This is a genomic window from Saccharopolyspora shandongensis, assembly GCF_900106995.1.
Taxonomy (GTDB): Bacteria; Actinomycetota; Actinomycetes; order Mycobacteriales; family Pseudonocardiaceae; genus Saccharopolyspora; species Saccharopolyspora shandongensis.
The window spans coordinates 141618-154470 of record NZ_FNOK01000007.1 but is presented as its reverse complement, the minus strand read 5'-3'; the positions used below and the strand labels follow the sequence as shown (position 1 = coordinate 154470).

Genomic DNA, 12853 nt, shown 5'->3' with positions numbered 1-12853 from the left:
AAGTACGCACGGCCACTGACCTGGCCTTACGGCTCACTCGAAGGCTCGTTGCAGCGCGTCGAAGGCCTGCTCGGCGAGGGGCTCGATCGCCGCCGCGATCTCCTCGTGGTTCGCGCCGTCGAGCGTTCGCCGGAAGATCTCCTCCAGCAGCACTCGGTACGCCGTCGTGGCTTGTGCCGCCAGGAGCTTGGCGGTGAACTCGGCGAGTTCCGGCGCCAGCGCGTCGGCCAGCGCCCGTTCCCGCTGCTCGTGGATCTCCCGCAGCCGGGCCTGCAGCGTCGGGCTTCCGCTGATCACCCGGACGAACTCCGCCCCGGAGAAGCCGATCAGCGCGTCGCGCCGGGCCAGCGCCTCGAAGTAGGCGCGCCGCAGCGCCGCCGGCGCCGACTCGCCCGGTTCGCGCTCCGCGACCGCCTGCGCCGGCCCGGCGACCAGTTCCTCGTGCATGTCGAGGAGCAGGTCCTCCTTGCGCGGGAAGTGGTTGGTGACGGTCATCTTCGCCACCCCGGCCGCGGCCGCCACCTGCGCGATCGTCACGTTCTCGAAGCCGTGCTCGATGAACAGCCGCGTCGCGACGTGCGAGATCTCCTGCCTCGTCTGCCGCTTGCGCCGTTCCCGCAGTCCCTCCGTGCTCATGACTGGTCCGCCTCTCCGCGATCCACAGTGGTGGTTGCGTTCAGCCCAATCTCCCGTTGCGTGGTTTCTCGTGGCTGGTTTGCGTCACGGTCCCCCGGGGTGCGGTTGAGGAGGGTTGAGGTTGGCACAGGGCTCATGCCGCCAGCCTAGCCACCAGGCTAGGTCGCACCCAAATAATGTACTTGACCTAATTATTAGGTTCAACCTAAGTTAACCTCCGTTGCTCGACGCGAGGAGGTGCGATGACGGTTGCGAAAGCCGCCCCGGCGGCGCGATCGGATGAAGAGGTTCCAGCGCAGCTGTGGCGGATGGCCGGAGTCCTGCTGCTCGGCGCGGTGCTGGGCGGGCTGGACGCCACGATCGTCAACGTCGGGATCGACGCGATCGCCGGCGAGCTGCGCAGCCCGTTGAGCACGATCCAGTGGGTGTCAACCGGATACCTGCTGGCCGTGTCGCTGGTGATGCCGATCTCCGGCTGGGCGTCCGAGCGGTTCGGCGCCAAGCGGATGTGGCTGGTCTCGGTCGCCCTGTTCGTCGGCGGGTCCGCGCTCTGCGGCATCGCCTGGTCGGCCCCGGCGCTGGTCGCGTTCCGCGTCCTGCAGGGCATCGGCGGCGGGATGATGCAGCCGATCGGCCAGTCGATGGTCGCCCAGGCCGCCGGTTCCAAGATCGGCCGCGTGATGGGCGTGACGTCGATCCCGGTGATGCTCGCGCCGGTGGTCGGCCCGATCCTCGGCGGCGCGATCGTGCAGAGCCTGGACTGGCGCTGGATGTTCCTGATCAACCTGCCGATCGGGCTCATCGCGCTGTGGCTGGCGGTGCGGGTGCTGCCGTCCGAGCCGGGCACCGCGAGCGGCAACCGGCTGGACGCCGTCGGCCTGCTGCTGCTCTCGCCCGGGCTGGCCGCCGTGGTGTACGGGTTCACCGCGGCCGGAGCTGCCGGCGGTTTCAGTTCTATGTGGACGGTGCTACCGCTGGCCGCGGGCGCGGTGCTGTTGTTCGGCTATGGCGTGCATGCGCTGCGGGGCCGGGTTGCGCCGCTGATCGACCTGCGCCTGTTCGCGCGCCGGGGATTTGCCGCCGCCACGGGCAATTCGTTCCTGCTCGGCGCCTCGCTCTACAGCTCGATGCTGCTGATTCCGCTTTACTACCAACAGGTCCAGCACGTCGGACCGCTCGCCGCCGGGCTGCTGCTCGCGCCGCAAGCGCTGGGCACCGCGATCACCACGTTCGCGGCCGGGCGGCTCTCCGACCGGATCGGGCCGCGACCGCTGCTGCTCGCCGGCATCCTCGTGGCCCTCGCCGGAACGGTGTCGTTCACCCAGCTCGCCGCCCAGCCCCCGGGCTGGTTGCTGACCGCTTCCCTGCTGCTGCGCGGGATCGGAATGGGCATGACGATGGCCCCCGGCATGGCCGCGGTCTACCAGAGCGTGCAGCGGCACGAGGTTCCCCGCGCGGCCAGCGCGTTGAACGTGCTCAACCGGATCGGCGGATCGCTGGGCACCGCACTGCTGGTGGTGGTGCTGCAGGGCTCGTCGGCGCCGGAACCGGCGGCCGCGTTCGGCGACACCTTCTGGTGGGCGTTCGGCATCACCGCGCTGAGCCTGATCCCCGCATTCCTGCTGCCCGCCGCGAAGAAGGAGCCGAAATGACGTTGCGCCTGATGAGCGTGCACGCCCACCCCGACGACGAATCCAGCAAGGGCGCCGCCACCTTGGCCCGCTACGCCGCCGCGGGGGCGGAGGTGCTGGTCGTGACCTGCACCGGCGGGGAACGCGGCGACGTGCTCAACAAGCGGCTGGACCGCCCCGAGGTGCGGGCGAACCTGGCCGGGATCCGCCGGCGGGAGATGGCCGCCGCCGCGGAGATCCTCGGCGTGCGGCAGCGGTTCCTCGGGTTCGTCGACTCCGGGCTGCCCGCCGACGGCGAGCCGCTGCCGGACGACTGCTTCGCCGCCCAGCCGCTCGACGTCGCGGCCCGGCCGCTGGTCGCCGCGATCCGCGAGTTCCGGCCGCACGTGGTCATCACCTACGACGAGACCGGCGGCTACCCGCATCCCGACCACATCAAGACCCACGAGGTGACCGCTACCGCGTTCGAGGCGGCCGCCGATCCGGCGCGCTACCCCGGCGACGGGCGGCCGTGGCAGCCGCTGAAGCTGTACTACCAGGCCGCGCTGTCCCGCGCGTGGTTCGAGGCGCTGGACGAGGCGATGACGACGCGCGGCCTGGAGTCGCTGTTCGCGCCGGTGCTCGCCGACTGGCCGGACACCGCCCCGAACCTGGCCGTCACCACCCGCATCCGGTGCGCGGAGCACTTCGAGGCCCGGGACCGGGCGGCGCTCGCGCACGCCACGCAGATGGACCCGGACCACCCGTTCTTCGCGCACCCGCGCGAAGTCGAGCGGGAGGTGTGGCCGACCGAGGACTACCACCTGGCCCGCAGCCTGGTCGGCACGAACCTCCCGGAAGACGACCTGTTCACCGGGATCACGGTCTAGGCCGGTCTCGTGAGCACTTTGGATCGCTATGGCAGTCCAAAGTGCTCACGAGCAGGGAAGTCCAGGGTTCCCGCCGTCAGCGGATGCCGGTCAGGCCGCGACGCTCAGGCCCGCAGCTCGGTGAAGCGGAGGCGGTTGCCGAAGGGATCGCGGAGGCCGCAGTCGATCCCGTACGGGCGCTCGGTGGGTTCCTCGGTGAACTCGACGCCCCTGGCCAGCAACGTCTCGTACGTCTTGTGGCAGTCGTCCGTGGTGAGGATGAACCATCCGCCCATCGCGCCCTTGGTCACCAGTTCGCGGACCTCCTGCGCGGCCTCCTCGGACAACGACGGAGCCCCCGGCCTCTCCAGCATGATCTGGCGCTCCGGGTGGCCGGAGACGCTGACGGTCAGCCAGCGCATGAAGCCCATGTCGATGTCGGTGTTGACCTCCAAGCCGAGCTTGCCGACGTAGAAGTCGAGGGCCTCGTCCTGGTCGAGGACGTAGATCTGCGAGTGGGTGATGGCGTTGAACATGGACAACACGCTAATCAGCCGGGTCCGGGAAAACTTATCCAGAACTGATCGATCGGCGAGCTCGGGAACTCGGCCGCGTCCACGCCATCACGAAGCAGTTCGGCACGCTCGTGACCACGGCTTCCTTGCGGTACGTCCGCGGCGAGCTGCCGACGATGTCGTGGAACGTGCGGCTGAACGTTCCCAGGCTGCCGAAGCCGACCGCGAAGCAGATGTCCGTCACGCTGCGATCGGTCTCCCGCAGCAGGAGCATCGCGCGCTCGACGCGGCGGCGCTGCAGGTAGCGGTGCGGCGTCTCGCCGAACGTGGCCCGGAAGGTGCGCGCGAAGTGCGCTTCCGACACGTGGGCGATCCGGGCCAGGGCCGCCACGTCCAGCGGCTGCGCGTAGGCGCGGTCCATCGCATCCCGCGCCCGGAGCATGCGGCGGTTGTTCTCCTCGGTAGCGCGGCTCACAACGCCATCCCACCACGTCTTCGAAGCGAGAAGGGCGCCCCGGTCGGGGCGCCCTCCTGCTGTCGTCAGAGGATGTCGGCCGGGCTGTAGGCCGCCGCCTCCGGGTGGCGGGTCGTGATCTTCTCGACCTGGTCCACGATGGCGCCGACCTGGGCCGCCGCCGCTCCGGTGAAGGCGAGGCGGTCCGCCAGGAGGGCGTCCAGCTCGGCCCGGTCCAGCGGGAGGCGGTCGTCGGCCGCCAGCCGGTCCAGGAGGTCGTTGCGCTCCGCGCCCTGCTCGCGCATCGCCAGCGCGACCGCCACCGCGTTCTCCTTGATCGCCTCGTGCGCGGTCTCCCGGCCGACGCCGGCCCGCACCGCCGCCATCAGCACCTTCGTGGTGGCCAGGAACGGCAGGTAGCGGTCGAGCTCGCGGGCGACCACGGCGGGGAACGCGCCGAACTCGTCGAGCACCGTCAGGAACGTCTCCAGCAGGCCGTCGAAGGCGAAGAACGCGTCCGGCAGCGCCACCCGGCGCACCACGGAGCAGGACACGTCGCCCTCGTTCCACTGGTCACCGGCCAGCTCGCCGACCATCGACACGAAGCCGCGCAGCACCACCGCGAGGCCGTTGACCCGCTCGCAGGACCGGGTGTTCATCTTGTGCGGCATCGCGCTGGAGCCGACCTGGCCCGGCTTGAAGCCCTCGGTCACCAGCTCGTGCCCGGCCATCAGCCGGATCGTGGTCGCCACGTTCGACGGCGCGGCGGCGAGCTGCGCCAGCGCGGTGAGCACTTCGAAGTCCAGCGAGCGCGGGTAGACCTGGCCGACGCTGGTCAGCGTGCTGCCGAAGCCGAGGTGGCCGGCCACCCGGCGCTCCAGCTCGGTGAGCTTCGCCGGGTCGCCGCCGAGCAGGTCGAGCATGTCCTGCGAGGTGCCGACCGGGCCCTTGATGCCGCGCAGCGGGTAGCGCGCGAGCAGCTCCTCCAGCCGGTGGAAGCCGACGAGCAGCTCGTCGGCGGCAGTGGCGAAGCGCTTGCCGAGCGTGGTCGCCTGGGCCGCGACGTTGTGCGAGCGCCCGGCCATGACGAGCTCGCCGTACTCGCCTGCGAGCTTGCCGAGCCGCGCCAGGACGGCGACCGTGCGGTCGCGGACCAGCTCCAGGCTGAGCCGGACCTGCAGCTGCTCGACGTTCTCGGTGAGATCCCGGGAGGTCATGCCCTTGTGGATCTGCTCGTGGCCGGCGAGGGCGTTGAACTCCTCGATGCGGGCCTTGACGTCGTGGCGGGTGACGCGCTCGCGGGCGGCGATGGAGTCCAGGTCGACCTGCTCCAACACCCGCTCGTAGTCGGCGACCGCGTTCTCGGGGACCTCGATGCCGAGGTCGGCCTGGGCGCGCAGCACCGCGAGCCACAGCTTGCGCTCCAGGATGATCTTGTGCTGCGGGGACCACAGCTCGACCAGCCCGGGCGAGGCGTAGCGGGCGGCGAGGACGTTCGGAATGCTGGGCTTGACCGTCACGAACAGCCAGGATACCGGCGGGGTGCCCCCGTTCGGCCCACCCGGTCGGCGCCCGGCCCCGCGACGCGAGGCGGCGGCCCCACCCGTTCGGCGCCCGACGCCTCGCTTCGGGCGTTTTCGCGCGAAATCGGCGTTCCCCACGCCTGCCGGAAGACAAAATCCACCGAATCGGATATTTCCGTCGAGTCGGCGATTCGAATTGGAAAGCGGTTCGGCGGGCGTCAGCCCTGGAACGTGATTTCTCGATCGGTCGCGATCAGGTCGAGGCGATCCACGTGCAGCTGCCGGTAGGCGCCCAGGCCGGCGGCCTCCGCGCCGGCGGTGTGCGACGCGGAGGCCGAAACGACGCTGCCGTCGGTCCGGAAGTGCCGGACGATGTGCGTCGTCGGCCCGTCCTCACCCAGGGAGGCGAGGACGCTCGCGCCTTCCACGAGGATCGATCCGTCATCGAGCGTGCGCGTGGTGCAGCCGCGCAACACCTGCGCCGACTCGAAGCGTCTACTGTGGACATATCTACGCGCTGCCACGCCCGGTAGAGCTCGAGGAGCGTGTTCTGGGCGAGGTCTTCGGCGAGGTGCCAGTCCCCGCACAGCAGGTACGCCGAGCTGCGCAGCCACAGCGCACGCGCCGCGGCGAACTCGCGGAACTCCTGTTCCCGTTCGGCCCGCATGGAATCGGTCCCCTTTCGCGCTACCGACCTTCTCCACGGACCCGGTTCGAGCGGGGTTGCACGAACGCGCAACCCGCGACCCGATCGGTCCAGCACCGCGCATCCCGGCAGGCAATCCGGTGGTCCGGCCCGGAATTCGCGACCGAGACCGGATCGGCACATTAATTCGGACCTAAATGACCCGACCCTCGCTGGACGCCGCCAAATCTCGAACATATCGTTGGCGGACGACCGAGTTGACGCGAACAAAAGGACTCGAACGGATGGCCATCGACGTGTTCCGCGATGAGCGGCAGGACGTGTTCTGGATCGTCGGCATGGGCCTCCCCCTGAGACACGCCACCATCTTTCGCCCCGGCGCGGTGTACGCCGGGCAGTCGATTCCGGCGCTGTGCGGCGCCTCGCTGAAGGTTCCGCAGCCCACCCCGAGCGGCCGCGAACCGAACTCGAAGCCGGTCACCGACAAATGCCAGGAATGCTCGCGGGAAGCCGCCGAAGGCGATTTCGCGGAAACGACCTGGGACTTCTGACCACCCCGCGCACCAACGGAAAATCGGTCGACCGGGACACACGACACGAACTACCGTCGATGTCACCATGGCTTCGCGCGATTCGAGTGCATCCCGGTTCCTGTGGTCCCTGCTGGCACAACGGCCGGGACTGCTGACGCTTGCGACCATTTCCGGTGCGTTGTGGATGCTGCCGACGGCGCTGATGCCGCTGGTGGTCGGCCACGCGATCGACGAGGGGATCCGCGACGGCGTCGACGGCGCGCTGCTGGGCTGGGTGCTGGTCGTGGTGGCGCTCGGCCTCACGCTGATGGTCGCCGCAGGCACGCTGAGTTGGGCGTCGCACACGCTTTGGCTGCACGGCGCGGTGGGATCCCAGCGGATCGTGCTGGGCCACGTGATCGGGCTCGGCGGCACGCTGACGCGCAAGGTCCGGGCGGGCGAGGTGGTCACGGTCGGCGCGACGGACATCTACCGCGTCGGCGGGGTGTTCGAGGTGATCGGGCGGGCCACCGGATCGCTGGTCTCCTTCGCGGTCGCCGCCGCGGCGGTGCTGTGGATCTCGCCAGTGATGGGCGTCGTCGTGCTGATCGGCGTGCCGCTGGCGACCGTGGGCATCGGGCCGCTGCTGGCCCCGCTGCGCCGCCGCGAGGAAGCGCAGCGGGAGGAGCTGTCGCAGGTCAGCGCGCAGGCCGCGGACATCGTGTCGGGGCTGCGGATCCTGCGCGGCGTCGGCGGCGAGTCCCGCTTCCACGCGCGGTTCGTCGACGCCTCCCAGCGAGTCCGGGTCGCCGGGGTGGCCGCCGGGCGGATCGAGGCGCTGCTGTCCGCCGCGGAGATCCTGCTGCCCGGCCTGGTCACGGTGCTGGTCACCTGGATCGGCGCGCGGCTGGCGCTGGACGGCGACATCAGCGTCGGCGAGCTCGTCGCGTTCTACGGCGTGTCTGCGTACCTGGTCATCCCCGTCCGCACCGCCACCGAGGCGGCCTACGCGTTCGCCTCTGCGCAGGTCGCGGCCGGTCGCATGGGCTCGCTGCTGCGGCTGGAGCCCGAGCCCGCGCCGCCGGAGCACCCGAAGCCGCTGCCGCCGGGTCCGCTGGAGCTGTTCGACGAGGCGAGCGGCCTGCGCATCCCGGCGGGCGAGCTGACCGTGATCGACGCAGGCGAACACGCGGAGGCGCTCGCGGAGCGCCTCGCCGGTGCGGCGATCGCCGACGGCGTGCCGCTGCGCGACGTCGAGCCGGACGAGGTGCGCCGCCGAATCGTGTTGGCGCACAACCAGGACCAGCTGTTCTCCGGACCGGCCCGCACCGAGATCGACCTGGAGTCCGATGTGGACGTCGAAAGCGCGTTGCACGCGGCCGATGCGCACGACGTGATGTCGGCCCTGCCCGCCGACGGGCTGCTCGACGAGCGCGCCCGCTCGCTCTCCGGCGGTCAGCGGCAGCGCCTGCTGCTCGCCCGCGCGCTGTGCGCGGACGCCGACGTGCTGATCCTGGACGAGCCGACGTCGGCGGTCGATGCGCACACCGAGGCGAGGATCGCCGAGCGAGTAGGCGAGTTGCGGCGCGGGCGCACCACCGTGGTGCTGAGTCAGAGTCCGTTGTGGATGGCCGTGGCGGATCAGGTGCGGCACGCGGGAGACGATGCATGAGCACGAAACTGCCGCTGGCGGGCGGAACCGCGGTGCGCAGCTGGATGTGGCGCACGCTCCTGGTGCACCGCCGCCACTTCGCCGCGATGATGCTGCTGTTCGGCCTGACGACGCTGGTCGGCCTGATCGGACCGCAGATCCTCGGTTCCCTCGTCGACTCGGTGGTCACCGGCACCACCACCGACTACGTCGATCTGCTCGCCGCGGTGTTCCTCGTGGTGCTGGTGGTGCAGGCGCTGCTGGCTCGTTCGGCGCGACTGCGCGCGACGATGCTCGGCGAGCACCTGCTCGCGGAATCGCGCGAGAGCATGGTGGGCCACGCGCTGCGGCTGCCGCTGGGCACCGTCGAGGCGGCCGGCACCGGCGACCTGCTCAGCCGCGCGACCACGGATGTCGACCGGCTCGACTACACGATCCGCAACGCCGCGCCCGAGATCGCCACGGCGCTGATCACCATCGTGCTGACCGGCACCGCGATGATCGTCACCTCGCCGCTGCTCGCCTGCGGGATGCTGGTCGCGGTGCCGCTGATGGTCTTCAGCACCCGCTGGTACTTCCCGCGTTCGCTGCCGAACCTCGCGCAGGTCGCGGCGAACTGGTCAGAGGTCCAGTCGAGCACGCACGAATCCGTCGAGGGCGCGCGAGCCATCGCTGCCCTGCGCCTGGGCGCGCGCCGCCGCGCGCGCAACGAGCAGATGCTCGGCCGGGCCGCCGCATCGGAGAAGCGGCACCGGTACCTGCTCACCGTGTGGCTGCCGTTCCTGGAGCTGTCGTACGTGCTGCCGATCGGCGCGATCCTGCTCATCGGCGGCTGGGCGTACCAGGCGGATCTCGTCGAGCTCGGCACCATCATCACCGTCGTGCTCTACGCGCAGGCGATGTCGAACCCGTTCGACGAGCTGTTCATGTGGCTCGAAGAGCTGCAGACCGGGCACACGGCGCTGCAACGCATCCTCGGCGTCCGCGAGATCCCAGTGGCCGACGACGCCGCGTCCGGCCCCGAGGAGGAGCCCGGCCGCGACCTGGTGATCCGCGACGTGCGCTTCTCCTACCGGACAGACCGGGAGATCCTGCACGGCATCGACCTGACCGTCCCGGCCGGTCAGCGGCTGGTGATCGTCGGCCCGTCCGGCGCGGGCAAGTCGACCCTCGGCAGGCTGATCGCCGGCATCAGCCGGCCGGACTCCGGGTCGGTCGCCTTCGGCAGCACCGAGATCACCGACCTGCCCGCCGCACAGCTGCGCCGCGAGGTGGTGCTGCTGACCCAGGAGCACCACGTCTTCGCCTGCTCGCTGCGGGAGAACCTCGCGCTGGCCGACGGCGACCCGAACGACGACCAGCTGACCGACGCGCTCAAGGCGGTCGGGCTGCAGGACTGGGTGGCGGCGCTGCCGGACGGGCTGGACACGGTCCTCGGCGCGGGCGGGCACCCGGTTCCGGCGGCCCGCGCGCAGCAGCTCGCGCTGGCCCGGGTGCTGCTGGCCGACCCGCACACGGTGGTCCTCGACGAGGCGACGTCGCTGTTGGACAACGTCACGTCGCGGGATCTCGAACGGGCGCTTTCGACGCTGCTGGCGGGGCGCACGGTGATCGCGATCGCGCACCGGCTGCACACCGCGCGCAACGCCGACCAGGTGGCCGTGATGTCCGACGGGCGCATCGTCGAGCTGGGCAGCCACGATGAGCTGCTCGCCGCCGACGGCTCGTACGCGCGGCTGTACCGGGTGGCTCAAAGAAGGGTTTAAAAGTGGTTTCCGTAGCGGTGCGGGTAGCGGAACCTCAGGCGCCGCCTCGCTGTGGGATCCCCGACATCATGTATGTCCAATACACCACGTCGGGGCTGTCCTCGCGGGGCGACGCCTGAGAACCCGCGGCCGTGCAAACTGAGTCCCACACCGCAAGCGGCTACCGCCGCTTGTAGAAAGTGCATCTCAGCCGAGCTGAGAACGCAGCATCCGCCGCGCCGCGCCGCGGGGATCCGGGTCGCTTTCGATCAGCGCGTTCACCACCGCGCCGTCCACCAGCGCGATCAGTTCGAGCAGCCGTTCGCGGCCGACCTCCATGCCGCTGCGGGCGAAGATCTCCGCGAGCAGCTCGTGCAGTTCGGCGCTGAGCTCGCGCATCAGCGGCGCCAGGTAGGGGCGGCGCGGCGAGCCGACCAGCCGCTCGTAGCGCAGCAGCACCGGCTCCGCGCCGCCGTCGCGCGACCCCGTGCCCAGCAGGAGGTCCAGCAGCAGCTCGATCACTGCGTCAGTGCCTCGCGGGCGCTCGGCGAGCTCGTCGAGCCGGGCCCGGCCGGTGGCGAGCTCCTGCCGCGACTCGTACTCGACGGCGGCGCTGACCAGGTCGTCCAGCGACGAGAAGTAGTAGGTGGTGGAGGCCAGCGGCAGCCCGGCTCGCTCGGCGACCGCACGATGCCGCACGGCTTCGAAGCCGCCCTCGGCCAGCAGCTGCGCGGCAGCCACGACCAGGGCATGCCGCCGCCGCTCGCCCTTCGGAGTACTGGCCGCTGTCATGTCTGCCGATCCTATTCGTCAGCGAGCACGGGGTGGTCACACGAACGGTCGTGAACGGCAACGGCCGCCGGGGCGACCACCACCGCTCACGACTCGTCCGGTCCGCGCGATCTCACGAGGTACCGCGGAGGTCAGTGGCTGGCGCCCGCCAGGTTCAGGCCGATCACGCCGGCGACGATCAGCACGATCGAGACCAGCTTCAGCGCGGACACGCCGTCGCCCAGCCAGACCATGCCGATGATCGCCGTCAGCGCGGCGCCGATGCCGGTCCACACCGCGTACGCGGGGCCTGCGGGCAGCGTCCGCATCGCGTACGCCAGGCCCGCGAAGCTGATGGCGGCCAGCACGAAGAACGACACCGTCGGGATCAGCCGGCTGAAGCCGTGCGAGAGCTTGAGCGAGATCGCCCAACCCGCCTCGAAAACTCCCGAAACCATCAGAATGATCCAGGCCATCATTTCTGGTCGCCCTTCCCTCGATCCGGCAGCCGGGCCGCTCACCCGCTGTCTGGTACTAACGTACCAATAATTTGGTACAGTCGTACCGTTCTGGTGAGCGATGACACCACACGCCGGACACGAGGGAACAGCCGGGATTGTTTTCGCAGGTCAAAGCAGATGAACTGGTTCAGCTGACCGGGCAGCCGAAAGCACTCACGGGCGCAGGCGGCGCCGGAGCGGAGATCAGAACTGGTCGGCCAGGCCGCCCGCGATCGACGCGATCCGCGTGCCGTACGGCGCCGCCGGAGAGCCGGCGTCCGGATCGCTGAGCACGACGACCAGCTTGCCGCTGCGCGCCTTGCGCACCGACTGCTCGGTGCCGTCCGGGCGCCGCACGTCGCCGGGCGTCGACTGCTCCGGCGACACCGCGCCCACCGGGCTCACGATCACCGTGACGCTGCCCGTCGACGACCCGTCGCGCAGCAGGAACGAAGCCGTCTTCGCGCCGGACGGACACGGGTCCGGAACGACCGGCGCCGTCCCAGCCGCCTCCGGCAGCTGCTTGGTCACCGCCGCCACGAGCTGCGCGTCCGGCCCGCACCGGCCCGAGCGGTCACCCAGGACGCCCGGCCCGTCGATGCGCGGGGAGCTCGACGCGGTCTCCGGCTCACTCGCGAAGTTGCTGGTCGACGACGACCCGAACAGACCGGTGCCCACTCCGACACCACCCACCAGCACGGCGGCCGCGACCACCGTGCCGCCCAACGCCGCCATCCGGCGGCGCGCCGTGATCCGCCGCGATGCCCGCGCCACGTCGCTCTCGTCGAACGACGACGGAGGCACGGCCTGCACCGAATCGCGGAACAGCTCCTCGAGCTTGCGTTCGTCCACCTACCCCCACCTCCTCACGCCGACCGCAGGTCGCCGAGCTCATCGCCCAGCGCTTCCCGCAACGCCGCCAACCCCCGGGCGCACTGGCTCTTCACGTTGCCTTCGCTGCACTTCATGACTGCCGCCACCCCCGCGACGTCCAATCCCTCGAGGAACCGCAGCACCAACACGGCCCGCTGCTTCGGCGGCACCTTCTGCAGGCCCGCGAGCAGGGTCTGCTTGGTCGCCACCGAGTTGTCCACGTCCGGCGAGTCCACCGGCCGGTCCGGCAACACCTCCGCGGCGCGCTCCCGCCGCCACGGCCGCCGGGACTCGTCGATCACCGCGCGGGTCAGGGTGCGCCGCACGTACGCGTCCAGCGCGCCCTTGTCGCGGACTTTGCGCCAGTGCCGGTGCAACGCGATGAACGCGGTCTGGGCGAGATCGTCCGCGCGGTGCCAATCGCCGCACATCATGTACGCCATTCGACGCACCGCCTCTCGCCGAGCCGCGAAGTACTCCGCGAACTCCTGCTCCTCGCGCTGGTCCACGCGGAACTCTCCGCTCGTTGTGCCTGCACCTGTACGGAC

Annotated in this window: 14 protein-coding genes and 1 pseudogene; 5 read left to right on the top strand and 10 right to left on the bottom strand. The window is 70.7% G+C overall.

The window, feature by feature from the left end; all coding sequences use genetic code 11:
* Nucleotides 1-33: 33 nt before the first annotated feature.
* Nucleotides 34-636 (bottom strand): TetR/AcrR family transcriptional regulator, encoded by a 603-nt coding sequence (locus BLW84_RS10165; protein WP_093264105.1) that lies wholly within the window; start codon nt 634-636, stop codon nt 34-36.
* Between the two features lie 242 nt (nt 637-878).
* Between BLW84_RS10165 and BLW84_RS10160 the strand changes: the two genes are divergently transcribed.
* A complete protein-coding gene (locus BLW84_RS10160) occupies nt 879-2288 on the top strand; it encodes an MDR family MFS transporter (RefSeq protein WP_093264102.1) in 1410 nt (469 codons plus the stop codon).
* Entirely contained in the window at nt 2285-3136 is an 852-nt protein-coding gene (gene mca, locus BLW84_RS10155; RefSeq protein ID WP_093264100.1) for a mycothiol conjugate amidase Mca, read from the top strand. Before BLW84_RS10160 ends, mca begins: the two co-directional genes overlap by 4 nt.
* A gap of 104 nt (nt 3137-3240) precedes the next feature.
* Here the strand turns inward: mca and BLW84_RS10150 are convergent, their stop codons facing one another.
* The 5 genes and pseudogenes from BLW84_RS10150 to BLW84_RS48960 all read right to left on the bottom strand — a co-directional run.
* The gene (locus BLW84_RS10150; RefSeq protein ID WP_093264343.1) at nt 3241-3651 is read right to left on the bottom strand and encodes a VOC family protein; all 411 of its coding nucleotides are present in this window, start codon (nt 3649-3651) and stop codon (nt 3241-3243) included.
* Between the two features lie 34 nt (nt 3652-3685).
* A complete protein-coding gene (locus BLW84_RS10145; RefSeq protein WP_093264341.1) occupies nt 3686-4072 on the bottom strand; it encodes a helix-turn-helix domain-containing protein in 387 nt (128 codons plus the stop codon).
* Between the two features lie 98 nt (nt 4073-4170).
* Nucleotides 4171-5604, bottom strand: a complete 1434-nt coding sequence (purB, locus tag BLW84_RS10140) for an adenylosuccinate lyase (RefSeq protein ID WP_093264097.1) — start codon at nt 5602-5604, stop codon at nt 4171-4173.
* A gap of 221 nt (nt 5605-5825) precedes the next feature.
* On the bottom strand, nt 5826-6035 hold the full coding sequence (locus BLW84_RS48965; protein ID WP_245761060.1) for a hypothetical protein: 210 nt from the start codon (nt 6033-6035) through the stop codon (nt 5826-5828).
* Between the two features lie 122 nt (nt 6036-6157).
* Nucleotides 6158-6274 (bottom strand): annotated as a pseudogene (locus BLW84_RS48960) (SigE family RNA polymerase sigma factor); the annotation flags it as partial.
* A 263-nt stretch (nt 6275-6537) separates the two neighbouring features.
* Here BLW84_RS48960 and BLW84_RS10130 point away from each other — a divergent pair.
* The 3 genes from BLW84_RS10130 to BLW84_RS10120 all read left to right on the top strand — a co-directional run bounded on the left by BLW84_RS10130 (nt 6538) and on the right by BLW84_RS10120 (nt 10182).
* Nucleotides 6538-6804: a hypothetical protein gene (locus tag BLW84_RS10130; protein ID WP_177226385.1), complete on the top strand. Its 267-nt coding sequence runs from the start codon at nt 6538-6540 to the stop codon at nt 6802-6804.
* A 67-nt stretch (nt 6805-6871) separates the two neighbouring features.
* The gene (locus tag BLW84_RS10125; protein ID WP_093264093.1) at nt 6872-8437 is read left to right on the top strand and encodes an ABC transporter transmembrane domain-containing protein; all 1566 of its coding nucleotides are present in this window, start codon (nt 6872-6874) and stop codon (nt 8435-8437) included.
* Nucleotides 8434-10182: an ABC transporter ATP-binding protein gene (locus BLW84_RS10120; RefSeq protein WP_093264091.1), complete on the top strand. Its 1749-nt coding sequence runs from the start codon at nt 8434-8436 to the stop codon at nt 10180-10182. Before BLW84_RS10125 ends, BLW84_RS10120 begins: the two co-directional genes overlap by 4 nt.
* 186 nt (nt 10183-10368) lie before the next feature.
* Here the strand turns inward: BLW84_RS10120 and BLW84_RS10115 are convergent, their stop codons facing one another.
* The 4 genes from BLW84_RS10115 to BLW84_RS10100 all read right to left on the bottom strand — a co-directional run bounded on the left by BLW84_RS10115 (nt 10369) and on the right by BLW84_RS10100 (nt 12814).
* Nucleotides 10369-10953, bottom strand: a complete 585-nt coding sequence (locus BLW84_RS10115) for a TetR/AcrR family transcriptional regulator (protein ID WP_093264088.1) — start codon at nt 10951-10953, stop codon at nt 10369-10371.
* A gap of 131 nt (nt 10954-11084) precedes the next feature.
* Nucleotides 11085-11408, bottom strand: a complete 324-nt coding sequence (locus BLW84_RS10110; protein WP_093264338.1) for a DMT family transporter — start codon at nt 11406-11408, stop codon at nt 11085-11087.
* A gap of 228 nt (nt 11409-11636) precedes the next feature.
* Nucleotides 11637-12284: a hypothetical protein gene (locus BLW84_RS10105; protein WP_093264086.1), complete on the bottom strand. Its 648-nt coding sequence runs from the start codon at nt 12282-12284 to the stop codon at nt 11637-11639.
* A 14-nt stretch (nt 12285-12298) separates the two neighbouring features.
* Nucleotides 12299-12814 carry a SigE family RNA polymerase sigma factor gene (locus tag BLW84_RS10100; RefSeq protein ID WP_093264083.1) on the bottom strand — a complete coding sequence of 172 codons (516 nt, stop codon included), beginning with the start codon at nt 12812-12814 and terminating at the stop codon, nt 12299-12301.
* Between the last annotated feature and the right edge of the window lie 39 nt (nt 12815-12853).